At 65.8% G+C, this 21809-nt stretch carries 21 protein-coding genes, 1 tRNA gene and 1 pseudogene; 5 read left to right on the top strand and 18 right to left on the bottom strand.

The window, feature by feature from the left end; genetic code table 11:
- Window positions 1–4: 4 nt before the first annotated feature.
- Window positions 5–1138 carry a DUF2336 domain-containing protein gene (locus H7841_05180; GenBank protein MEO5336273.1) on the bottom strand — a complete coding sequence of 378 codons (1134 nt, stop codon included), beginning with the start codon at window positions 1136–1138 and terminating at the stop codon, window positions 5–7.
- Between the two features lie 69 nt (window positions 1139–1207).
- Complete coding sequence (locus tag H7841_05175) at window positions 1208–1897, bottom strand: orotate phosphoribosyltransferase (protein ID MEO5336272.1); 690 nt, start codon at window positions 1895–1897, stop codon at window positions 1208–1210.
- Between the two features lie 91 nt (window positions 1898–1988).
- Between H7841_05175 and H7841_05170 the strand changes: the two genes are divergently transcribed.
- A complete protein-coding gene (locus tag H7841_05170) occupies window positions 1989–3872 on the top strand; it encodes a tetratricopeptide repeat protein (protein MEO5336271.1) in 1884 nt (627 codons plus the stop codon).
- Here H7841_05170 and H7841_05165 read toward each other — a convergent pair.
- The 6 genes from H7841_05165 to H7841_05140 form a co-directional block, all read right to left on the bottom strand.
- On the bottom strand, window positions 3855–5534 hold the full coding sequence (locus tag H7841_05165; protein MEO5336270.1) for a thiamine pyrophosphate-binding protein: 1680 nt from the start codon (window positions 5532–5534) through the stop codon (window positions 3855–3857). The genes H7841_05170 and H7841_05165 overlap by 18 nt on opposite strands.
- 49 nt (window positions 5535–5583) lie before the next feature.
- Window positions 5584–6675, bottom strand: coding sequence for a radical SAM protein (locus H7841_05160; protein MEO5336269.1), 1092 nt, complete (start codon window positions 6673–6675; stop codon window positions 5584–5586).
- Window positions 6676–6765: 90 nt separating this feature from the next.
- Window positions 6766–7494, bottom strand: a complete 729-nt coding sequence (locus H7841_05155) for a PhoH family protein (GenBank protein ID MEO5336268.1) — start codon at window positions 7492–7494, stop codon at window positions 6766–6768.
- Window positions 7495–7783: 289 nt separating this feature from the next.
- Complete coding sequence (locus H7841_05150) at window positions 7784–7987, bottom strand: hypothetical protein (protein MEO5336267.1); 204 nt, start codon at window positions 7985–7987, stop codon at window positions 7784–7786.
- A 131-nt stretch (window positions 7988–8118) separates the two neighbouring features.
- Entirely contained in the window at window positions 8119–8430 is a 312-nt protein-coding gene (locus tag H7841_05145; protein ID MEO5336266.1) for a hypothetical protein, read from the bottom strand.
- A 39-nt stretch (window positions 8431–8469) separates the two neighbouring features.
- Complete coding sequence (locus H7841_05140) at window positions 8470–8703, bottom strand: hypothetical protein (protein ID MEO5336265.1); 234 nt, start codon at window positions 8701–8703, stop codon at window positions 8470–8472.
- A 182-nt stretch (window positions 8704–8885) separates the two neighbouring features.
- Here H7841_05140 and H7841_05135 point away from each other — a divergent pair.
- Together H7841_05135 and H7841_05130 are read left to right on the top strand one after the other, a co-directional pair.
- A tRNA-Gln gene (locus H7841_05135) sits at window positions 8886–8960 on the top strand.
- A 458-nt stretch (window positions 8961–9418) separates the two neighbouring features.
- The gene (locus tag H7841_05130) at window positions 9419–11137 is read left to right on the top strand and encodes a diguanylate cyclase (protein ID MEO5336264.1); all 1719 of its coding nucleotides are present in this window, start codon (window positions 9419–9421) and stop codon (window positions 11135–11137) included.
- An 82-nt stretch (window positions 11138–11219) separates the two neighbouring features.
- On the opposite strand, the gene H7841_05125 is transcribed toward H7841_05130, so the two are convergent.
- The 6 genes from H7841_05125 to H7841_05100 form a co-directional block, all read right to left on the bottom strand.
- On the bottom strand, window positions 11220–11486 hold the full coding sequence (locus H7841_05125) for a hypothetical protein (protein ID MEO5336263.1): 267 nt from the start codon (window positions 11484–11486) through the stop codon (window positions 11220–11222).
- 69 nt (window positions 11487–11555) lie between these two features.
- A complete protein-coding gene (locus tag H7841_05120; GenBank protein ID MEO5336262.1) occupies window positions 11556–12854 on the bottom strand; it encodes an ABC transporter substrate-binding protein in 1299 nt (432 codons plus the stop codon).
- Window positions 12855–12856: 2 nt separating this feature from the next.
- Entirely contained in the window at window positions 12857–14143 is a 1287-nt protein-coding gene (locus tag H7841_05115) for a DUF2336 domain-containing protein (GenBank protein MEO5336261.1), read from the bottom strand.
- 2 nt (window positions 14144–14145) lie between these two features.
- Window positions 14146–15417 (bottom strand): DUF2336 domain-containing protein, encoded by a 1272-nt coding sequence (locus H7841_05110; protein ID MEO5336260.1) that lies wholly within the window; start codon window positions 15415–15417, stop codon window positions 14146–14148.
- Window positions 15418–15427: 10 nt separating this feature from the next.
- Window positions 15428–17098, bottom strand: coding sequence for a sensor domain-containing diguanylate cyclase (locus H7841_05105; protein MEO5336259.1), 1671 nt, complete (start codon window positions 17096–17098; stop codon window positions 15428–15430).
- Between the two features lie 72 nt (window positions 17099–17170).
- The gene (locus tag H7841_05100; GenBank protein MEO5336258.1) at window positions 17171–18871 is read right to left on the bottom strand and encodes an EAL domain-containing protein; all 1701 of its coding nucleotides are present in this window, start codon (window positions 18869–18871) and stop codon (window positions 17171–17173) included.
- A 182-nt stretch (window positions 18872–19053) separates the two neighbouring features.
- Between H7841_05100 and msrA the strand changes: the two are divergent.
- Together msrA and msrB are read left to right on the top strand one after the other, a co-directional pair.
- Window positions 19054–19503 (top strand): annotated as a pseudogene (msrA, locus tag H7841_05095) (peptide-methionine (S)-S-oxide reductase MsrA).
- 183 nt (window positions 19504–19686) lie between these two features.
- Window positions 19687–20103: a peptide-methionine (R)-S-oxide reductase MsrB gene (msrB, locus tag H7841_05090; protein MEO5336257.1), complete on the top strand. Its 417-nt coding sequence runs from the start codon at window positions 19687–19689 to the stop codon at window positions 20101–20103.
- A 9-nt stretch (window positions 20104–20112) separates the two neighbouring features.
- Here msrB and H7841_05085 read toward each other — a convergent pair whose 3' ends face one another.
- The 4 genes from H7841_05085 to H7841_05070 form a co-directional block, all read right to left on the bottom strand.
- On the bottom strand, window positions 20113–20364 hold the full coding sequence (locus H7841_05085; GenBank protein MEO5336256.1) for a hypothetical protein: 252 nt from the start codon (window positions 20362–20364) through the stop codon (window positions 20113–20115).
- Complete coding sequence (locus H7841_05080; protein MEO5336255.1) at window positions 20361–21119, bottom strand: molybdopterin-binding protein; 759 nt, start codon at window positions 21117–21119, stop codon at window positions 20361–20363. The genes H7841_05085 and H7841_05080 overlap by 4 nt, the downstream gene beginning before the upstream one ends.
- 18 nt (window positions 21120–21137) lie before the next feature.
- A complete protein-coding gene (locus tag H7841_05075; protein MEO5336254.1) occupies window positions 21138–21593 on the bottom strand; it encodes a (deoxy)nucleoside triphosphate pyrophosphohydrolase in 456 nt (151 codons plus the stop codon).
- On the bottom strand, window positions 21590–21809 hold a 220-nt coding region (locus tag H7841_05070), incomplete at its 5' end, for a bifunctional ornithine acetyltransferase/N-acetylglutamate synthase (GenBank protein ID MEO5336253.1). The genes H7841_05075 and H7841_05070, both read right to left, overlap by 4 nt.

The raw sequence follows: 21809 nt of genomic DNA, 5'->3' as shown, positions 1-21809 counted from the left end.
GGCTTCAGCCGATCTTGCCCAGCGTCTTGGCCCGCAGCTTCCAGAATCGCATGGCGCGCTGGGCGGTTTCGGGGGCGATCTGGTCGTAGATTTCGGCCAGCTTCTGGATTTCCTCCGGCCGTCGGCTGCCCGACTGATCGGTCATCAGCAACAAGTTCGAGAAATAGACCCGATCGAACGCCACTGCCTTGCAGGCGATGGCGACCGCCTCGCCGCTGGGATCGTAGAGAATGCGCCGGGCCGTTTGGGTGTCGACACCCACCAGCCGCGCGAAGCCGGTGACGAAATAGGCCACCTGGCCCTGGCGCAGGAGCTGAACCAGGAGGTCGGGCGTCAATTGGCCGGCGGCTTCCTTGTTGTGGGCGAACTTCTCGGCCATGTCGATGGTGGAAGGATCGAATGCCGGTCCCTTGACCGTATGTCCCGTCGCCAAGGTGGACAGCCCGGCCATGATTTCCGTCTCGGCGTCGGCCAGCAGCCGGTCGACCTCGTCACCGGGAATGTTGGCGGTGGCTTCCAGTATCTTCTGGCGCAACGGCGCCGAGACCGTCCAGAACATGCGGTGCAACATATCGGGAGGCACGTCGCCGCGATTGATCAGGGGTTTGTGCAGTTGGGCGTTCGCCTCCGCACGGTCCACCACCGCCGCCATGCCGGCCCGCGAGAAGCGTGCCCCCCGGTTGCTGACCAGCGACAGCAGGACCCGGTCATCGCCACGCGCCACCAAATGATCGGAAACGGTCTCGCTGACCGAGGGGCGGACCGCGACGGCGGCCAAGTGATCCTGGCTCTGGTGGCTGGCGATGGCCACCAGGTCTGTCTCGTCCAGCACCGGGCTGTGCTCCAGGACCGGCCGCGCCACCTCGATGCTGTCGTTGGCCAGTTGGGCGATCAGGTCGTGGGGGGCGCCGGCATGCCGGGCCAAGCGCTCGGAGAGGACTTGGCGGACCTTGCTTTCCATCTCGGCGGCCACGCGGCCCATGATGTCGCCGAAATGACCACGCTCCGTCTCCGAGAGGCCGTCGGAGCTATTCATGAACAGATCGGTGACCTCCTTGAGAAGCTGGCGCCGCCGCTCCTCGGAAGGTTCCTTGGCCAAGTCCACCAGATGTTGCAGGTGGCGTCTGTCGTTCGCCATTTCCATCTCCGCCTAGCGCCAGTTAACTGCGCGGCAGCGAGGAAGGCAAGCCCCTGGCCCGAGTTCTTGTCAGGCCGCCTTCCCGCCATGGGCGGCCGACCAGCCCACCGGGTCGGCGAGGAACTCCCTTACACCAGCAATGGAGTCCTCGGGGAAGTACCGCCCCTCGGCGGCCACCTCCAGGACGTCCTGCCAAGTCGCCAAGTAGTGCAGCCGCACTCCCAAGTCGCCCAGCACCTGCTCCGCACCCGGGAAGGCCCCGTAGTAGAAGACCACCAGCACGTCGGTCACCGTGGCACCCGCCTCGCGCAATGCCTGAACGAATCCCACCTTGCTTCCGCCATCGGTGGTCAGGTCCTCGACCAGCAAGACATTGGCCCCTTCGCGTACCTCGCCCTCGATGCGGGCGTTGCGGCCGAAGCCCTTGGGCTTCTTGCGCACGTAGAGCATGGGCAGAGACATCAGATCGGACACCCAGGCGGCATAGGGAATGCCCGCCGTTTCGCCGCCCGCCACCATGTCGAAGGTACGCAGGCCGCAGGCCTTGCCGAGAGCGGCCACGGCCATGCCGATGACGCGCCGCCGCTCCTCGGTGAAGGAAATCAGCTTGCGGCAGTCGATATAGGTGGGGCTGGCCCAGCCCGATGTCAGGATGTAGGGTTCCTGGGGGCGGAAGTTCACCGCCCCGATATCGAGCAGGATCTTCGCGGCATCGCGGCCGAAGGTCGTGGGGACGAAGACGGATTTGGTACTGGGCATCGCTTTTCCGGAGCCTGTAGGGGTATGATCGCCTCCGCCTGTTTACGGCTTTCCGGAGGCCGTGACAAGTTGGCCGGGAAGGGGGATGCCGATGGCGAGGAAAAAGACCGCGAAGCCCGATGTCGAGGCCTTGTTCGCCAAGGCCGTCATCGCCCTGCACAAGGGCAAGGTCGACTATGCGGAACCGGTCCTGGCCCAGGTCTTGGAACTGAACCCGGACCATGCGGACAGCTTGCATGTCATGGGTTTCATCGCCTTCCGGCGCGGTGAGGTGGACGAATCGGCCCGCCTGATCGGCCGCGCCGTCGCCCTGCAGCCGGACAATCCGGCTTTCCTGGGCAATTACGGCGCGGTGCTCAACGAGATGGGACTCTGGGACCAAGCGGAGTCCGCCTGTCGCAAGGCCGTCGACTTGGCGCCCGGCTATCCGGACGGACTGAACAACTTGGCCATCGCGCTGACCGAGCAGGGCCGCCTGGACGAGGCGGAGGACGTCTGCGCCGAAGCCATCGAATCCCGCCCCGACTTCGCTCCGGCGCGGATATCCCTCGGTAACCTGTACCGCCGCCAGGGCCGGCGGGAGGAAGCCGTCGCTGCCTACGAGGAAGCGGTCCATCTGCGGCCCGGCGATGCCTTGGCCCTGGGTAGCCTGGGGGCGGCGCTCCGCGAACTGGGCCGGTTGGAGGAAGCCGAGTCCGCCTGCCGCCGCGCCGTCGAACTGGCCCCCCATGCCGCCGAAGCCCTCGTGGTTCTGGGCACCGTGCTTCTGGCCAAGGGCGACGGGGATGAGGCCTTGGCCGTCTTCCAGCAGGCGGTACACCTCAATCCAGGCCATGCCGAGGCACGGCTCGACCTGGCCGCCGCGCTCTACCGCCTGGGGCGCGTCGACGAGGCCATCGCCGCCTATCGGGAAGCCGGCGCCATTTCGGCGGCCGCGGCCCGGGCGAGCGACGGGATGGGCGTGGCCCTCCTGGCGGCCGGCCGGTTGGCCGAGGCGCGGTATGCCTTTCGCGAGGCCCTCGACCTCGATCCCAATCTAGCCGGCACGTGGTACAATCTGGCCTCGGCCGGAGAGCCCCTCACCGAGGCGGACGCCGGCGCCATGGCGGCGCTGCTGGGCAAAGCGGACCTGGCGCCAGCCGGCCGCGCCGCCCTGCATTTCGCCCTTGGCGACCTGCGGGACCGCGAAGGCAAGCCGGGCGAGGCCTTCGCCCATTGGCGGTCAGGTAACGACTTGCGCCGCCGCGACTTCGATGCCGACGATTTCGACGCCAGGATCGAGGCCATCATGGCCGCCTTTCCCGCCGCTTCCTTCGCCGCCTGGAAGAAGGGGGAGGGGGATTCCGAACGGCCGGTCTTCGTGGTGGGTATGCCTCGTTCGGGTACCAGTCTGGTGGAACAGATTCTCGCCAGCCATCCGGAGATCTTCGGGGCCGGAGAGTTGGACGCCATCGGAAGCCTGGAGCCAGGCGACGCGGCGGCTTATCTAAGGCGTCTGCAAGCCATGGCGCCTTGGGCGGCGCGGGTGGTGGACAAGACGCCCGCCAACTTTCTGCACTTGGGAGCCATCGCCCGCATGTTTCCCGGCGCCCGTGTCATTCATTGCCTTCGCGACCCGCGCGACGTCCTGCTGTCCTGCTATCAGCAGAACTTCGCCGTTGGCCATGCCTGGACCACCAGTCTGGAAGGGATCGCCCGCTACCAGGCCGCCCATGACCGTCTGATGCACCATTGGCGGCGGGCGTTGCCCTTGCCTTTGCTGGAGGTGTCCTACGAGGCTTTGGTCGCCGACCCCGAAGCCTGGAGCCGTCGCCTGATCGACTTTCTCGGCCTGTCCTGGCATGAGGCGTGCCTGCGCTTCTTCGAAACCAAGCGTCCGGTGCTCACGGCGTCGGCCGCCCAGGTACGCCGGCCGGTCTATGCGTCTTCGGTCGGGCGCTGGAAGGTCTACGCGGATCTACTGGGCTGTTCCTAGGCGTCCCGCGTCGCGGACCGCCGTCAGGGTGGTGCGCGGCGTGATGGCCTCGGGGTCGGTCTTCAGGTGGATGAGGGCAGGACGTCCGGAGTCGACGCAGCGCTCGAAGGCGGGGGCGAAGTCGGCGGTAACGGCGACCGTTTCCGCATGGGCGCCGTGGGCACGGGCTAGGGCGGCGAAGTCGGGGCTGGTCAGGTCCGTACCGATGCTGCGCCCGGGGTAGCCGCGCTCCTGGTGCATGCGCACCGTGCCGTACATGCCGTTGTCCATCACCAGCACCACCATGGCTGCGCCCGATTGCATGGCGGTGGCCAGTTCGATGCCGGTCATGCCGAAGCCGCCGTCGCCGCAGACGCCGACCACCAAACGTTCGGGTGCCGCCAGCTTGGCCGCGATGGCCGCCGGCACTCCGTAGCCCATGGCACCGTTGACCGGACCCAGCAGCCGCCGCCCGCCGCCGAAGCGGATGAAGCGCTGCGGCCAGAAGGTGAAGTTGCCGGCATCCACCGTGACGATGGCGTCCTTCGGCAGGCGTTCGTCCAGCCAAGCCATGACCTGGGCCATGTCGAGAGGCTGGCGGGCCGGCTGGGGTGGACTGCGGTGCCGGTCGTGGCTTCGGCGGCCCTCGGCGGCCCAGGATTCCCAGCGGCGGCCGTCGAGGCCGGGCAGGCGGGCGGCCGCTTGGGCGAATTCCGCCATACCCGCCTGGATGGCGAGATGGGGCGGGAAGACCTTGCCGAATTCGGCGGCCTCCGGATGCACCTGCACCAGCGTGTGGCGGGCGGGATCGATCAACGTATAGCCCTGGGAAATCACTTGGCCCATCCGGGTACCGACGGCCAGGATCACGTCGGCGGAGCGTACCCGCGCCACCAGTTCCGGGTCGGCGTCGTAGCCCAGTTCTCCGATGTAGCAGGGATGGAAGTTGTCCAGGATGTCGTTGCGCCGGAAGCCACAAGCGGTGGGCAGGTTGGCCTGGGCGGCGAAGGCCAGGAGGTTGGCGCGGGCTGCGTCCGTCCAGCCGCCGCCACCGATCAGCATCACAGGCCGTTCCGCCTTCGCCAGCAGGGCACGCAGGCGTTCCATGGCCTCGGGACCGGGATAGGGGCCATCGGGGTCGATGCGCGGGGCGACCTCCGGGGGCGCCGGTTCGCGCAGCATGTCCTCGGGCAAGGCGAGCACGGCCGGTCCCTGGCGGCCCGACAGCGCCAGGCGGAAGGCGCGCGCCATGGCCTCGGGCAGCCGGTCGGCGCGTTCCGCCTGTTCGGCGCTTTTGGCCAGCGGACCGAAGAAGCGGCGGAAGTCCACTTCCTGGAAAGCCTCGCGGCCCAGGTGGGACCTTGGCACCTGGCCGACCAGAAGGATCAGGGGCGTCGAATCCTGGAAGGCGATATGGACGCCGATGGAGGCATTGCAGGCTCCGGGACCCCGCGTCACCAGGCAGACGCCGGGACGGCCCGTAAGCTTGGCTTCGGCCTCCGCCATGCAAATGGCGCCATGCTCGTGGCGGCAGGTAATCACCCGAATGCGGCCCTGAAGGTCGTAGAGGGCATCCAGCAAGGGCAGGAAACTCTCGCCGGGGACGAGGTAAACGCGTTCCACGCCCTGGGCCAGCAGAGCCTCGGCGATCAGGCGGGCACCTGGCTGGTTGTCGTTCGTCATCGTCCTATTCTCCCCCTCCGCCGGGCGCCCGGTCGATCCAGGAGCTCGCCTAAATGAAATTCACATGAGGCGGCGGATTGTCGACCAGTTGGTAGAGATACCGGTTGACCTCGTCCATGCGGCAGTTGCGCCGGCAGTGCTCGATGTCGAGTTCGTTCATGATGAAATGGTAGTTGGCCTTGCGCCGTTCGCCTTCCCAGATTTCCTGGAAGCCGGCCTCGTTGACGTTGCCGAACTCGAAGCGCTTGTCCAACAGGTAGGCGCTGCAGCCCGAAACCGTTCCGTTGGCCATGATGTAGGCCCAGAGGAAGGGCACCGAATAGCAGCGCGGATAGCGGTCCGACCGGCTGTACTTGCGCATGGTATGGCCGCGGAACACCACCTTGAACTTGTCCGTGTCGAAGCGTTCCAGGCCTTCGCCGACGGCGATCAGGGAATTGTAGTCCAGGCCTTCGTACTTCCGCGTCTTGCTGAAGACGTGCTGGGAGTAGGGCTTGACCACCAGGTAGTCGAGCCCGATCTCGTCGCGGCAGAGCAGCGCCAGGGTCTCGATCTCGCGGGCGTTCTCGGGCAGCAGCAGGATCTGGGCGCCGATGGTGCAACCGCCCGGCCCGCGCGCCTGGGCCAGGGCCTTCAGGTTGGCGACCGCCTGGCCGAAGTCCTCCGGCTTGGTGCGGTGGAGCTGGGCATAGGTTTCCGCCGTTCCGGCGTTGATCGACACCTTGATCCATGAGGTCAGCGGCAAGGCGCGCTCGATGAATCCCTTGGGCAGGATGGTGCCGTTGGTGGTGAACGAGACGTCGATGCCGGACGCCTTGGCGATCTCGACCAGATCGACGATCTTCTTGTGCAGCATGGGCTCGCCCTCGCCGGCGTACATGATGCTGCGCACGCCCAGGCGTCCCATTTCGGGAAGGCGGAGGCGCATGACCTCCAGGTCCAGCATGTCGGGCTTATAGCCGATGTAGTCGACGCCGCAGAAGACGCAACGATGGTTGCAGGCTCCGATCGGCGAGACCTCCATGTAGATGGGATAGACCGATTTGGCCTTTTCCCAGTCGTCCCGCGCCGCCAGCAATTGGGCGACCCGTTCGGGGTGGTAGATCAGCTTGTGGCTGTCGATCCTGTAGTCGTCGGCCATGACCGGGGACTCCCGTTTCCATTCTGGAACGCCTTTCCCCACCATAGCCGAAATATGGGTTGGGGGGGAAAGGGGGAGAATAGGCCGGCGTCAAATAACCGTCAGCATGCTGGCGACCAAGGGATGGCGGACGATGTCGACGTCGGTCAGGCGGACCACCGCCACGTCCGGCAGACGGTCCAGGCGGGCGGCGATGTCGGACAGACCGGACAGGCCGGGCAGCAGGTCGGTCTGGTCGGGATCGCCGGTCATCACCATGGTGGAATGCCACCCCAGCCGGGTCAGCAGCATCTTGAGCTGGCCATAGGTGCAGTTCTGGGCCTCGTCGATGACCACGAAGGCGTTGTTCAAGGTCCGGCCGCGCATGAAGGCCACGGGAGCGATCTCGATGCTGCCGTCGGCCAGCAGGGCCTTCAGCCGCTTGCCGCCCAGGCGGTCGGTCAGCGCGTCGTAGAGCGGGCGCAGGTAGGGCGCCAGCTTTTCCTGCATGTCGCCGGGCAGAAAGCCCAGGCTTTCGCCGGCTTCCACGGCGGGGCGGGTGAGCACGATGCGTTCGACCTGCCGGTCTTCCAGGGCTTCCACCGCCTTGGCGATGGCCAGGTAGGTCTTGCCCGTGCCGGCCGGGCCCAGGGCGAGCACCACGCCCCTCTCGGCGATGGCCGCCATCAGGGCTTCCTGGTTGGCGCTGCGCGGCCGCACGTGGCGGCGGTAGCTCATGTCGCGGTGGCCTTCCTCCAGCGGGTCCCAGCCGGCGCGCACGGGCACCAGGGCGCGGACGGTGGCGGATGTCTTGGCTTGGCGGGCGGCACGCTTGGTCATGGTTCAAGGTCTCCTCTGGCAGGGGATGGCCCGAAACGAAAGACGCCTCCACAAAGGAGGCGTCGGCGACGGTGGGGAAAGGGAAGAGGCGACGGCTCGCCCGTTGTCTGGACGGGCGACGGGCGAGGGGGACCTTGGTCCTGTCTGCCTGCTGGCGGCCACTGGGAAAACGACCCTCCCGGAACGAATCCACGGAAAGAGTCTATGCAAAAGTCGAAGCTAATCCCAGCCCTTTTTGTGGATGTCTCTCAGACGTCACACAACATATGGGATTGCGAGGGATACCGGATCAGGTGCGCGTCGTGTCCGGGCCGGGAGTTTTCTTCGGAGGCATGGGGCCGGACTTGGGCGGCGTGGGCGACTCCGTCGGCGGCTTCTTGCGGCGGATGACGATGTCACCGTTATCCTGGATTTCCGGTGTCTCATAACTGGGGACTGCTTGCAGGAAGGTCTCGATGAGGCCGAGCAGGCGGCTCAGGGTCTCATCGACCATGGCGCCCGGTGAATCCCGGCGCGGCGTCGGGCCTCCCTGCGCGAAGGCCACCGACCCCACTGCCATCCATAAGGCCAATCCCAAAGACGAAAGCCAAAGACGACGAGCCCGGACGCGGTCGCCAACGCCGATCAAGCGACGATGCTCACATGCGCCTTGGTCTGAGGCGCCGGCGACTTGTCGTCCCCCTGGCCGGCTTCCTTCTCGCCGCCGCCGCTGCCCGGCTGTTGTTCCGGAGCGTCGTGCTGGGCGGACTTGTCGGCCTGTTCCGCGGCTGCGGCGGCCTTGGCCCGCTCCTCCTTCTGGGCTTCCAGGGCTTCCTGGCGCGCCTGTTCGGCGTATTCCCGTTGACTCTGGGTCGCTTCCCTGGAAAACGCCAAAGCCGGCTGAACGATCAGGCGTTCCGAACCGACCGGTGGGACCCCATTGATTTCCGTTGCCATGACAGAACCTCCAAGTCTCGAAGATTAAAGGGCAGGAGCTTAAGCCTCTTCGTCGACAAGACGACCGAGGTGGGGGGCGACCGGGGGGGCCTTCGGAGTGTTGTTCTTGGCCTCGTCGCCGACCGTCCCTTGGTTGGAAACGCCAACCTGGACCGCATCGACCTGCCCGACGGTAGTCACCGCCGCGGTAGCTACCTGCACTTCCTGCGGGGCCTGACGGACCGCCGACTGGTAGGCACTCGAAAAAACGGAGCCTAAAGGTTCCATGGCCATTTCATCCTCCTTTCTGGAGACGAGACGCTTCTACGAGGCGAAAGTATAGCCTACCTGTCCTCGATCTTCAAGATGAGTGTCGCGAGCTGATTTTGTCACTGGGGCCGGCGCGCGTTTGACAAAGGTCCCAGGTCGGGTGTTGCAGGGCGGCGCGATTGGCCTTATGGTGCGCCGCTTCCGGTTGGGGCGTAGCCAAGCGGTAAGGCAGCGGTTTTTGGTACCGCCATTCCCAGGTTCGAATCCTGGCGCCCCAGCCAACTCCCGTTCCCCACCGAACCGGTCGTTCCGCGTGCTTCAAGGTGGCTGTCCTGGCCACATGGTGTGTAACGGCCTTGGTTGCAGGTAATCAGCCTCCAATATGTGGATAAGGGTGGGGGCTAATTCGCGTTATTCATGTTCACGGTAGTATTTTTTTCCCCATGAGAAGCACATGGGCGGAAATAATATATTTTAATTCTAGCTTTTAATCTTTCTAAAAGCTAAGTTAAGCCGACTTTGGGGTAGGGGGGGGGAGATGGCTTGGAAAATCCCACATGTTTCTAGGGTTGTTTCGCCGGGCGAGGGAGAAACTGTGCGTCTGAATTCCAAGGTCATGTTGGCGTTTACAATCATCGCCATCGGCCTCATTGCCATGCTTGTTGCGATAAACCTTTATGCATTCCGGTCGTTTTCCATCGCTTCGTCGTCTGAACATATCCGGACGGCCGCCGAGATCGTGCGGGTCCATCTGACCGAATCGATGATCAACGGGGTCATCGACAAGCGGGAGAACTTTCTGCGCCGCCTGATGGACGTCCAAGGTCTTTCCTCGGCTCGTGTGGTCCGCTCGCCCAAGGTTATCAACCAGTTCGGCGAGGGCCTCACCCAGGAGGCGCCTGTCGATGAGCTTGAGCGCCGGGTCATCGACGAGGGGAGGACGGCCTACGAAGTCGTCGAGGTTGATGGGGATACGATCTTCAGGGGCACAATCCCCTTCACTGCCACCGCAAAGGGTTCCCCCAATTGCCTTGAGTGCCACCAGGTTCCCGAAGGGACAGTATTGGGCGCGGTGACCCTCTCGATGTCCATTGGCAACCTCAAGTACAAGGCCTTGATGATCATTGCCGGCATCGTCGGAACGGTGGCGGTGTTCGCCGCGATCTCGCTCGTTCTCGTGCGCCGGGTGATTAAGCCCATCACGCAGACCGCCGTCGATGTCGAACATGTCGTCCAGAAGGCCCTTGCAGGGGACTTCAAAGCCCGCGTCACGCAGTCGAGCAACGATGAACTTGGCAAGATCGCCACCGACCTCAACGGGCTGCTGACATTTCTCGATAATGGCCTCCACCAGATCGGCGACAACGTCGCCCGTCTGACCAAGCGGTCTCCCAAGGCCGGCGAGAACCTGCTCGATGCCACCATCGACATGGTCAGCGGTCTGACCAGGGCGGCTCATTTCAAGCAGGCCATCGAGGAGGATGAAACCAAGGAAGAGATATACGAGCGTCTGTCCCGGGTGCTTGGCAACGAGCTCGATATCCACGAATATTCCATCTATGAGATGCATTCCAACAAGACGCAGATTCTTCCGCTCATCGTCGATGGCGAGAAGGATGCCGCCTGCCGCTGGTGCGACATGCAGATCACCGTGCGCGCCGAGGCTTGCCGGGCGCGGCGCACCGGCCATACGGTCAACGGCATCGAGAATCCAGACATCTGCTATTCCTTCAGGCCCAAGGACGGGCCGGGCAGCCGCCGACACGTATGCATCCCGGTCATCCAGTCGGGCGGGGTCGGCAATGTCCTGCAACTGGTGACCCATGGGGGCAACGAGGCCGATATCATCGAAAAACTCCCCCTGATCAACGTCTACCTTCGCGAGACGGCCCCGGTGCTGGAGAGCAAGCGCCTGATGGCGACCCTCAAGGAATCGAGCCTGCGCGACCCCATGACCGGCCTCAACAACCGCCGTTTCCTCGAAGAGTACATGGACACCCTGGTCGCCAACGCCGAGCGCCACAAGGCGGGCTTGACGATCATGATGCTCGATCTCGACCACTTTAAGATGGTCAACGACACCTACGGCCACGATGCCGGGGACGTCGTGATCAAGGAACTGGCCAAGGCGCTGCGCCAGTCGGTGCGGGCCAACGACTTGGTCATCCGTTTCGGTGGAGAAGAATTCCTCATCGTCCTCGTCGATACAAGGGTCGAGGCCGCCATCCCCGTCGCCGAGAAGATTCGGACCACGGTCGAGGCCATGGAAGTCATTACCCCGACCGCCAAACTGAAGAAGACCATTTCCATCGGCGTGGCCGGATTTCCGGAAGACAGCGGAACCTTCTGGCAGGCACTCAAGTTCGCCGACGTGGCGCTCTACCAAGCCAAGGAAAAGGGGCGCAACCAAGTCGTCCGTTTCGAGCCTTCCATGTGGACCGACAATACAAGTTACTGATGTTTACCCGACAAACCGCGCCGCAGGGTTTCTGCATCGTCACAGGGTTTCAAAGGAATTCTCCCCTGAAAGCCCCCTTGCCTCAGCCGCCCTTCTTGGCGAGCGTGGTGCGGGCGCGCTGAATGGCGGAATTGTTGAGACTGGGTTGGGGTTCGCGGCGGGTGCCGTAATCGCGGTCGACCAGCGCCGCGTAGTCGTTCACCAGTTCCAGGAGCTCTTCGCGCAGTTCGGCGTTGTCCGCCGCCAAGCGGCGGTTTTCGTCCTGCAGCGAGCTGTAGCGGTCGTGCTCGGCGCGCAGGGTGGCGATTTCCTGGCGGATGGTGTCCAGGCCTTCAAGCACGCGGTCCATGGGGAGCCTCCCTTGATTGGTCTTGCGCCGATGATCCCGCGCCGTGCCCGGCCTGTCAACCGGGGGCCGTCACTCGCCTTCCCCTTTCCCCTGCCGGTCGACGATGTCGCGCACCAAGCGGATGTGCATGCGCAAGGAGTAGGCCGCGTCGGCGTAGGACAGGGGGACGGGCAGGCGCTTGACCTCGTCGTCGATGGCTTTCAGGCGGGTCAGCATGTCCTTCAGCGCCTGGGGATCGGTGGCCTCGGCCGCCTGGGTCTCGATGGCCAGCAGGTCGCGGTACCAGCGGGAGATGCGCGATGTCACGCGCCAGCGGTAGACCGGCGGCAGGATCTTGGACAACGGGATCAACAGGGTGACCACCGGAATCAGCATCACCTTGAGGCGATCCACCAGATTGGCGGCCCAGAAGGGCAGATATTGTTGCAGCAGCGGCGGGCCGGAACGGAGGAATCGCTCCGCCTCGTCGCTCAGGGGGAACTCGGCGAATCGTGCGGACGGGAAGGTGCCGGGCGTCTCGAACAGATCGCCGGGGCCGTGGACTTGGCGAGCCGTCTGAAGTAGCAGAGACACCAGCGCCGGATGGAGATCGTCGCGCGCCACCATCATGGCGGCCGGTGCCACCAGGGTCACGTCGGCGGGCGGCAGGTCGGCGCCTAGATCGACCACGCCGCGCGGCAGGCGCACGGGGCTAAGGTAACGGGTGCGTAGCGCGTAGGCCTCGGCCTGCTCGAAAGTCATCAGGCGCAGGCTTTCGTCCTTCAGCATGGCTTCGATGAGCGGAGCGCGCGGCGAGGCCACCACCAGGGCTGCGTCGATTTCGCCCGATTGCAGGGCCACGTGGGCTTCCGGCCCGGCCAGGGGCAGCATTTCCGCCTCGTCGGCGCCGATGCCATTCTCGTCGAGCAGGCGGAAAGCGACGATTCGGGTGCCGCTGCCCTCCGCCCCCACGGCAAGCCGCCGTCCCTTCAGGCGGCTCAGGCGGTCCACCTGTTCTCCTTCGCGCATGAAGACCCAGAGCGGTTCCAGGAACAGGCTGCCCAGGGCCGTAAGGCCCGACGGGTCTACCGCCGGTGCCGTGCCGCCCTGGACGAAGGCCACCTGGATGCCGGTGGCTTCGTCCTTGAGGGAACGCAGGTTGGCCACCGATCCTTCCGAGGGCACCAGCTCGAGAGTCACCCCCTGGCGAGCCAGTATCTTGCGATAGCTCTCGCCGAACAACTGATAGGCTCCCAGCGCCGATCCGGTCGCCAAGCGGATGGTGCTGGGCGGGGCGGGTTCGACGAACTGGTATGCGACCAGGAAGCCCAGTACCGTAATCAGGAAGCCCAATCCGAAGGTACGGATGCGTTCGTTCTGGCCCCGCATGGCTACCTTGCCAAGTCGTTGAGGAATTCGAGTTGCCATTCCATGTCGGCGGGCGACAGGGGCCAAGTGCCGGCTTCTTCCGGTTCCAGGATATCGCGCGGTGCCAGGCCACCCAGGCGCTGCTGGACGACGAGCGCGGTATCCGGATCGAGTCCCGCCTTCCAGCAAACGGCGACGATGCCCTTGGCGCTATGGGTGAGAAAGGCTTTTTCCACCACCCCCCGCGCCACCCCGGACAATTCGGTCAGGGCCGCCCGGACGAAGTGGCGATCATTGCGCTTGAGGGCATCGGAAACCATGGAATGGTCCAGCTTGCCCTCCTGCATCAGGGTGGCGACCTTGGACTCCACGTCTTCGATATCGAACACGCCCGGCCCTTCCTTGGTCTTGCGGGGCATTGCGTCGGAACCCAGGTCGTCGGCCTCGGCCAAGCGTTTCTCGACCACCGCGCGAACCGCCGCCAGGGCGTCCGGATCGAGGTCGTGGCGTTTGTCCAATATATCCAGAAGGTTGCTGGCAACGTATCGTGCAACCTTCTGAGCGCAGCGGGTGGACAGCGTCGGCCTTTGCACGAGGGGCATGTGCCAGCGTTCGATGTCGACGGCGCGGTCGATCACCCGGTCCAGAGTTTCCTCGCGGATCTGGGCGCTACGATTGCCCAGCAGTTCGGCGATGGCGTCCACGTCGTCGCTGGCGACCACGGCTTCCGACACCCGCTCGCTGACGAAGGCGCGGCGCGAGATGGCGCCCAGCGCGCCTTTCACCGGATTGGTGACGATGATCTCGACCAGATCCTCGTCGGAAAGGACCGGGGAAAACTCCAACACCGGACCCGAGACCACCAGTTCCGCATCGCGGGCCAGCCGGCGGATCACCTCGGGCGGGGCATCGGCGATATCCTTGAGCGCTTCGGACAGGATCTGACGTACGCGGGTGGCCTGGTCGCGGGCCAGGGTCTCCAAGACTTCGTAGGTTTGGCGCTGCAGCTTGTCCTGTTCGTTGGCCGTGAGGCCGGGCGCCAGCTTGGCGATCTTGTCGGCCAAGCCCTCGCGGACCTCCTGATCGGCGTCGCCGGCCAGCATCAGGTCGGCCTGACGGGGCAAGGCCCTGTTGGCGGCAGCGGCGCGGCGCACCACCGGCTCGGAATCCTCGGCCAGGAAGTAGAGGAGTTCCGGCTTGAGGTCGGGACGGGCCGCCAAGCTGCGGCGCTGGCTGGCGTCACCGGTACGGGCCAGCTCCTTGGCTTCCTCGTAGCTCATCTTCCGTCCGACCAGATCGTCCGCGCGCACCGCTATTTCTCCTTACCCACGAGGTCGGCGAAGAATTCCAATTGCCAGGCCATCTCGTCCTCGCCCAAGGGATAGGCGGTCCCCCGGGGCTGCAGGACATCGGCGGGCGGAATGCGACCCATGCGCTGCTGGATGGGTACGGAGAGCTTGGCTGGCAGCTCCGCACGATGGCAGATGGCAAGAATACCCTTGGCACTGCGTTCGGCGAAGACTTTCTCGACCACCTTTGTCGGCAAGTCGCTACGCACGATCAGAGCGGCCAGGACGAAGGCATGGTCGGACGCGTGCATGGCCTTGGCGACCACGTTGTTGTCCAATCGGCCCGCGCCGTGCAGGCGCTTGGCAACGGTGATCGGTGGGGCGATCTTCAGGAAGTCCTGGCTGGAGGTGGGATCGGGCCCGCGGGAAATTGCGTCCCCGCGGGCGTCGGCCAGACGGCGCTGCACCACCGAACGGACCGCCTCCAGGGTGGCACCATCCAGATCGGTACGCTTTTCCAGGACACCGATCAGGTTGTCGGCGACGAACAGGGCCAGGCGGGCAGCGGTCCCCTGGGGCAGATGAGGGCGCCCCACCAGGGGCGCATGCCAAAGATCGACCGAGGGGGCGCGTTCGATCAGGGCGTCCAGGGTTTCCTCGCGGATCTGGGCGCTGGTGTTGCCGAGCAGGTCGGCGATGGCTTCCACGTCGTCGGTTGCCGCCACCGCATCGGACACGCCCTCGCTGACGTTGGCGCGCCGGGCGATGGCGCCCAGGCCGCCCGCGGCCGGGCCGGATTCGATGATCTCCAGCAGGTCGGCGTCCGAGAGTACGGGCGAATATTCCAGCACCGGGCCCGACACCACGATCTCGGCATCCCGCGCGAGCATCCGGATGACGTCGGTGGGCGCGTCGGCTACGTCCTTCAGGGCCTCGGACAGGATCTGGCGCACCCGCGTCATCTGGTCGCGGGCCAGGGTCTCCAGGGCTTCGTAGGTCTGGCGACGCAGCCGATCCTGGTCGTCGGTCGACAGTCCGGGGGCGAGCTTGGCGATCTTGCTGGCCAAACCCTCGCGTACCGACTGGTCGGAGTCGCGGGCCAGCAGCAGATCGGCCTGATGGGGAAGGGCTTGGTTCTCCGCCACCGCCCGGCGCACTTCGGGCGCCGGATCGTTGGCCAGGAAAAAGAGGATCTCGGGCGGCAAGTCGGTCCGTCCGGCCAAGCGGACCCGTGCCGCCGGATCGTGGTTCCGCGCCATTTCCTTGGCTTGTTCGTAATTCAGGGTTTCCGCCAAGCTCACCCCCTCAGCTTGCCTTGACCGCCGTGCCGGGCGGTTCGGCCAACCGGTATCCACCCTTGCCTGCCCGTTTGATGGCATACATGGCGGCATCGGCGCGGGCAAGGAGATCGTCGAGGCTTTCCCCGGTGGCAGGGTCGAACAGGGCGATGCCCAGCGAAATACCGAGGGGATGGGCCGCGTCCCCCGAATAACGCTGCAGCGATTTGCTGTCTTCGATCAAGACCGTGGCGCGCTTGATGGTGGTCTCGGGTGGGATGCCGTCCAGCCACATGGCGAATTCGTCGCCGCCCAGGCGGGCCAGTTGATCGCCGGGGCGCGAGTGTTCCAGCAGCATGTCACGCAAGGCCAGGATGGCCTCGTCGCCCACATGGTGGCCGTGCACGTCGTTGACGCGCTTGAAGTTGTCCATATCCACATAGAACAGGGCGGCGGTGGCGTTGGCGCGGACCAGGCGGGCGATGCGGCGCGGCAGTTCCTCCTCGAAGAAGGCGCGCCGGTTGAGCATGCCGGTCATCGGGTCCGTGCGCGACATCTTGACGATGTGCTCGTGGTTGGCGATCTGCTCGTTGGCGATGCCCAACTGGTTGGCCACGTCGCCCACGAGGATGCGGGCGTCGTCGTCCCAGGCTCCCGCCGCGCCATCGCGCCACAGTGCGACTGCCCCGTTCACCGCCTGACGATACTGGGTAGCGGTAAGCAGCACCACCCAATGGCCGATTTCCAGTTCCAGGACGCCGCCGTCGCTTTCCAGGGCCGTCAGGCGGTCTGCCAGCTTTTCCAGCCCCACCACCGTTCCATGTTCGGCCGCGACCGCGAAATATCCTTGATCCTGCTGGCGGAAGATGCGGCAACCGGCGGCGGCCAGGGCCCGCCCGGTGGCGGCGGCGGCGGCGGTCAGCATGTTGAGCGGTTCGACCTCGTCGCGAACCGTGCTGACGATGTAGTTGAGCAGCTGTTCGCGGTGGCGGGCGCGGGCGAGCGCCGCCTCCTGTTCCCGTTCCACGGTGACGTCGCGGCAGACGCCGCGCGTGCCGCGCCATTCTCCCTTCTCGCTGAGCAGGGGGACGCAGGATGCCAGAACGCAGGCCACTTCGCCTTCGGCCCGGTTCATCCAGAGTTCCACGTCGCTCAAGGGGCGGTCGCTGACGAAGGGGAGAGGATCGTATTCGTCGGCGTTGCGGACGAATTGCTCGGGACGGCGGCCCACCAACTCGTTCGCCGCATAGCCCAGGGCGCCACGCGAGGAAACGAAGACGAACTGGCCTTCCGGCCCCACCTCCCAGGCGAAATCGGATGATACCTCCACCAAGTCCTTGTAACGCTGGCGGGATTCGACGAGGGCGGAGCGCAGGTTGCGTTCCATGGTCAGATCGCGGGCCAGCACCAGGAACAGGTTGTCCCGCTCCCGCGGCACGACGGTTACCTCCAGCAAGACTTCGCCCCGGGTTCCGGCCAGCGAGACGGTGCCGACCGCGAGAGTCGAATCGAGGGCGGCCTTCTCGATCAGTCCGAGGACCTCGGGGATGGCGTTGTGGCGGAGCAGCGCCTCGACCCCGGCGCCCTTGGCGTTGGCGGCGGCGACTTGGCCGTTGCCGCGGACCAGCAGGGCCGCGCCGGGAAACCCGGCCAGCAGGCCTTCGCTTTCGCCCGTCCGCTCGTTCCGCAGGTCGTCCACGTCTTCCCCCAATGCCCAGGCCGGTCCAACCTCCTGGACTTTACCCTCTACATCGGTTGGAAGGCCAGCATTTCAAGAATTCATCCAATCCAGGCGCCGTCCCCGGCCGAAGACCGAGATATCTTCGGACGGCTTGCCGAACAGGTAGCCCTGGACATAGCGGATACCGCAGTCCTTGACGAACTTGAACATCGCGAGGTCGTCGACCATCTCCGCGATGATGTCGACGCCCAGTTCGGTGCAAAGCGTCGCCAATGCCTTGAGGAAGGCCCGGCCGCGCGGGCCGGCGATGGCTTGCTTCAGAGCTTCCCCGTCCAGTTTCACGACGTCGACCTCAAGGGCCGAGAGGTACTGGAAGTTGGCGGCGCCGGCGCCGAAATCGTCGAGGCAAACCTCGTGCCCGCGCTTGCGCAGGCTCTGGATGAAGCGGTTAGCCGCATCCAGGTCGTGGATGCGGGCGGACTCGGTGATTTCGAAGATCAGGGACCGCTGGGCCCAGGTATTCTGGGCCAACTGCCGGTGCAGTTCGTCAACGAAGGACAGCACTCCGATGGAATGGCCCGACAAGTTGACGGCAATGCGGTACCGGCCCAGGCGGTTTTCGCGGGCCAGCCAGTCCAGGGCCTTGAGCACCATCGCCATGTCGAAGTCGCAGATCAGGCCGGTTTCCTCGGCGAAGGTGATGTAGCGGTAGGGCGAGCCCTGGCCGATGGCGGTGGGAAAACTTGCCAGGACCTCGAAATGGTGCGCCCGGCCGGTTTCCACATGATTGATGGGCTGGAAGCGCATGCCGAACTCGCCAGCCAGAACCAGGTTCTTGAACAGGTCCACCGCCCGCACCGCCTCGCCGACCAGCGACGACAGGTTGTTCGACAGTTTCTTCAGGGTGAAGGCCGGGCCCTCGTTCTTGCGGAAACGGTTGATGACGTGCAATAGGCCGGTCGCCAAATCCTGTTCGCTGACCAGATGGGTATCGACCGCGATGGTAGCCGAACCGACATCGACCCCTCTTTCCTCCGGGTCGGCGGCGCGGGCGTAATTGGCGATCTTGTCTTCCAGGTCGCCCACGTCCACCTCGGCCGTGTGGACCAAGCTGTAGCGCCCCGGCGCCACCACGCCGGCGGCATCCCCGTCCACCGCATGGGCCTTCAGGCAGGCGCCGATGGTTCTCTCCAGTTGCCGGTGGGCATCGGGCTGCAGGCGGGCCTGCAGGTCCGAAAAGCCGTCCAACTGGATCAGGGTGAGGGCCCGCGGGGCATCTTTGGCTTCCGGGGTGCGGGTGACTGGGGTAGCGCCCAGGGCCTCGCAGGCGATTTCGGAGAAGGTGTCGCTGCGATAGAGCCCCGAGGTGGTATCCCGGTGCAGTTCCCGTTCCGGATGGCGGAGCGCAGCCGGCGGCCCAACCCGGAAGGACAGGAAGAAGTGGCGATTCAGGTCGGGCAGGAAATAGCCGGCGAATTGCAGGGGGGCCGTCGGCCCGCGTATTCCCTGGAGGCGGATGGAGACATTCTCGATGCGGCCGCGATGGCGGGCCGCGTCGAGAAGTTCGGCCACCAGCGGTCGGTCGGCGGGCAGAACCAGATCCCCGAAGCCCAGGCCCTTCAGGTCGTCCGGCTGGCGGCCGAGAACGGCATCGACCACGCCGCCGGAGAACTGGACGACGCCGGCCTCATCCAGCTCAAGAATCATATCGGCCCAGCAGAATGCCAGGGCGACGAAGCGATCCCGCTCCGATTTCAGGGCTGGAGGTGGCTGGCTGATCGTGTCCGGCATGGCCTTCCCCGCCGGATTGAAATTCCAAGGAGAAATTCTCGTACCGGAGCAGGACGGCGACAAGAACGGAATCGGTATGGCTGCCGGGGCGTCTTGACATGGCCGGGTGGAATGCAAACCTTCTAGCCGTGATGATGAAACGCCACCTTCTCGCCCTTTTCGCATTCCTGGGAGGCTTCGCCATGGCGCCGTCCGAACCCGTTCCCTTGGCCCGGACCGAACCGCTCGATCTGGCCGTCGCCACCTTCGCCGGCGGCTGCTTCTGGTGCGTGGAATCGGGCTTCGCCAAGCTGCCGGGGGTCCATCGTGCCGTCTCCGGCTATGCCGGCGGCAAGGAGGCCAACCCTACCTACGAACAGGTCTGCCGGGGCGCCACCGGCCATCTGGAATCGGTCCAGGTCGAATACGATCCACGGGTGGTGTCCTACGCCGGCCTGCTGGAAGCCTTCTGGCGGATGTTCGATCCCACCGATGGGCATGGACAGTTTCACGACCGCGGCCCCCAGTACCGGCCGGCGATCTTCTACCACGACGAGGCGCAACGGGAGGCGGCGGAGCGTTCCCGTTCCGCCTTGGCGGCTTCCGGCAGGTTCGACCGCCCCATCGCGGTGGCGATCCTGCCTTTTACCGGATTCCATGCCGCGGAAGACCACCACCAGGACTACCATCGCAAGAACGCCCTGCAATATCAGGCCTATGCGGTGGGATCGGGACGTCTGTCCTTCGTCCGCGCCGCCTGGGGTGCCGATCTGGCGGTCGACGTGACCCGGATCGGCAAGCCGGAGCGGCGCTACGCCCGCCCGCCCGAGGCGGAGTTGCGCCAACGCCTGACCCCGCTGCAATGGAAGGTCACCCAGGAGGAGGGGACCGAGAGGGCTTTTTCCAACGAGTACTGGGACGAGAAGCGGGACGGGCTTTACGTCGATCTCGTCAGCGGCGAGCCCTTGTTCTCGTCTCGCGACAAGTTCGATTCCGGCACCGGCTGGCCCAGCTTCACCAAGCCCCTGGCGCCGGACCGCGTGACCACCCGTAGCGACCGCAAGCTGTTCTCCGTCCGCACCGAAGTGCGCAGCAAGGCCGGAAATTCCCACCTTGGCCATGTCTTCGACGATGGCCCGGCACCGACGGGGCTGCGCTATTGCATGAATTCGGCGGCCTTGCGCTTCATCCCCAAGGAAAAGCTGGCGGAGGAAGGCTACGGCGACTTCCTGTCCCTGTTCGGGGAGCGGTGAGATTTCCGCTCAGTCCCGTTCCTCGCCCAGGCTCATGATGCCGATGGCCATGCCGGCGCCGCCGAAGGTGACGAACAGGCCGAAGAACAGCAGGAACAGGTAGATCCAGCCGTCCCGCGAGGCCACGATCATGCTGCGCATGCCGCCGGCATCCACGTAAAGCAGCAGGCCGCCGAACAAGAAGCCGCCCAGAACCCCCGCCACCAGATGCCTGAGCAGGAAGCCCAGCACGTCCTTCTGGTGGGGCAGCAGGGAGGTCATGGCGGCGTCTCCTCCAGGGGATCGGTCCCGCGGGCGGCGATCAGCGCCTTCAGGTCGGCCACCGCCGCTTCCAGGGCGTCGTCGTCGGTGCTCCGCGCCACCAGGCTGACCCCCAGCCGGCCCTGGCGGATGAAGGGATAGCTGCCGATCTCGACCGCCGGATGGCGGTTCTGGACCGCCGCCAGGTCGCCGGCCAGACCCCCTTCCGGCGTGAAGCCGGAGACGGTGCGCGCCCGTTGCGGGACGCCGCCGGCCAGCCGGTCCTTGAGACCTTCGAACATGGCCTGGGCGATCATCGGCACCCCGGCCAGCACGAAGACGTTTTCCACCTGGAAGCCGGGGGCCCGGCTCACCGGGTTGTCGATCAGGATCGAGCCTGCGGGGACGTCGGCCATGCGCAGGCGGGCCGGGTTGACGTCGTCGGGCCGGTAATGGCTGAGCAACAGCGCCTCGGCCTGCGGATCGCGCACCAAAGGCCGGCCGAAGGCCTTGGCGATGCAGGCGGCGGTGATGTCGTCGTGGGTCGGCCCGATGCCGCCGGTGGTGAAGACGTAGTCGTAACGGGCCCGGCATTCGTCGACCGCGGCCACGATGGCCGCCTCGTCGTCGCGCAGCACCCGCGCCTCGACCAGGCGGATGCCCAGGTCGTTCAGGCGGGCGCCCAGGAACTGGATGTTGGCGTCGCGGGTGCGGCCCGAGAGTACCTCGTTGCCGATCACGATGACGCAGGCGGTGTAGGTCCGTGGCTCGCTCATGCGGACCAGTCTACACCATTACGCCAGGAAATCCCTAAGCAGCGGCACCAAAGGGATGTCGGCGGGGGGCATGGGCAGGTCGGCTAAGCGGGCGGGCGCCACCCAGCGCAGTTCCTGGCCTTCCAGGGGCGTCACGGTGCCCTTCCAGGTCCGGCAGACGTAAAGGGGCATCAACAGGTGGAAGCCGAGGTCCTCGTAAGGGTGTGAGGCGAAGGCGAAAGGTGCGAGGCAGCTTTCCGTGATGTCGACCGCCAGTTCCTCCTTCAGTTCGCGCACCAGCGCCGCCTCGGGGGTCTCGCCCTCGTGGACCTTGCCGCCGGGGAACTCCCAGAGCCCCGCCATGGCCTTGCCGGCCGGGCGGCGGGCAAGCAGGACGCGGCCGTCCGCGTCCACCATCGCCACCGCCGTCACCAGCAGCATCGGCAAGGGACGCGACGGCCGGCGCACGGGGGCGTCGTAGCAGCCCCCGGTCATGACCGGTAGTCGGCGTTGATGGCGATATATTCATGGGTCAGGTCGCAGGTCCAGACGGTGGCGCGACCGCCGCCGACCCCCACGTCCACCTCGATGGCGATTTCCTGGCCCTTCATGTGGGCGGCCACCGGCGCCTCGTCGTAGCCGGGCACGCGGCAGCCGTCGGCCGCCACCTGGACGCCGCCGATGCGGATCGCCAGGCGGTCGCGGTCGGCG

Source organism: Magnetospirillum sp. WYHS-4, assembly GCA_039908345.1.
Taxonomy (GTDB): domain Bacteria; phylum Pseudomonadota; class Alphaproteobacteria; order Rhodospirillales; family GLO-3; genus JAMOBD01.
The sequence above is the reverse complement of the archived record's forward strand: the minus strand, read 5'-3'. Positions and strand labels throughout refer to the sequence as shown.

Excerpts from the sequence above, each read along its gene's own strand:
- H7841_05080 (MEO5336255.1), bottom strand. The coding sequence starts at position 21,119 with ATGAGCGAGCCACGGACCTACACCGCCTGCGTCATCGTGATCGGCAAC.
- H7841_05075 (MEO5336254.1), bottom strand. The coding sequence starts at position 21,593 with ATGACCGGGGGCTGCTACGACGCCCCCGTGCGCCGGCCGTCGCGTCCC.
- H7841_05170 (MEO5336271.1), top strand. The coding sequence starts at position 1,989 with ATGGCGAGGAAAAAGACCGCGAAGCCCGATGTCGAGGCCTTGTTCGCC.
- H7841_05160 (MEO5336269.1), bottom strand. The coding sequence starts at position 6,675 with ATGGCCGACGACTACAGGATCGACAGCCACAAGCTGATCTACCACCCC.
- H7841_05085 (MEO5336256.1), bottom strand. The coding sequence starts at position 20,364 with ATGACCTCCCTGCTGCCCCACCAGAAGGACGTGCTGGGCTTCCTGCTC.
- H7841_05165 (MEO5336270.1), bottom strand. The coding sequence starts at position 5,534 with ATGACGAACGACAACCAGCCAGGTGCCCGCCTGATCGCCGAGGCTCTG.
- H7841_05100 (MEO5336258.1), bottom strand. The coding sequence starts at position 18,871 with ATGCCGGACACGATCAGCCAGCCACCTCCAGCCCTGAAATCGGAGCGG.
- H7841_05175 (MEO5336272.1), bottom strand. The coding sequence starts at position 1,897 with ATGCCCAGTACCAAATCCGTCTTCGTCCCCACGACCTTCGGCCGCGAT.
- H7841_05155 (MEO5336268.1), bottom strand. The coding sequence starts at position 7,494 with ATGACCAAGCGTGCCGCCCGCCAAGCCAAGACATCCGCCACCGTCCGC.
- H7841_05145 (MEO5336266.1), bottom strand. The coding sequence starts at position 8,430 with ATGGCAACGGAAATCAATGGGGTCCCACCGGTCGGTTCGGAACGCCTG.
- H7841_05150 (MEO5336267.1), bottom strand. The coding sequence starts at position 7,987 with ATGGTCGATGAGACCCTGAGCCGCCTGCTCGGCCTCATCGAGACCTTC.
- H7841_05120 (MEO5336262.1), bottom strand. The coding sequence starts at position 12,854 with ATGCGGGGCCAGAACGAACGCATCCGTACCTTCGGATTGGGCTTCCTG.
- H7841_05140 (MEO5336265.1), bottom strand. The coding sequence starts at position 8,703 with ATGGCCATGGAACCTTTAGGCTCCGTTTTTTCGAGTGCCTACCAGTCG.
- H7841_05125 (MEO5336263.1), bottom strand. The coding sequence starts at position 11,486 with ATGGACCGCGTGCTTGAAGGCCTGGACACCATCCGCCAGGAAATCGCC.
- H7841_05180 (MEO5336273.1), bottom strand. The coding sequence starts at position 1,138 with ATGGCGAACGACAGACGCCACCTGCAACATCTGGTGGACTTGGCCAAG.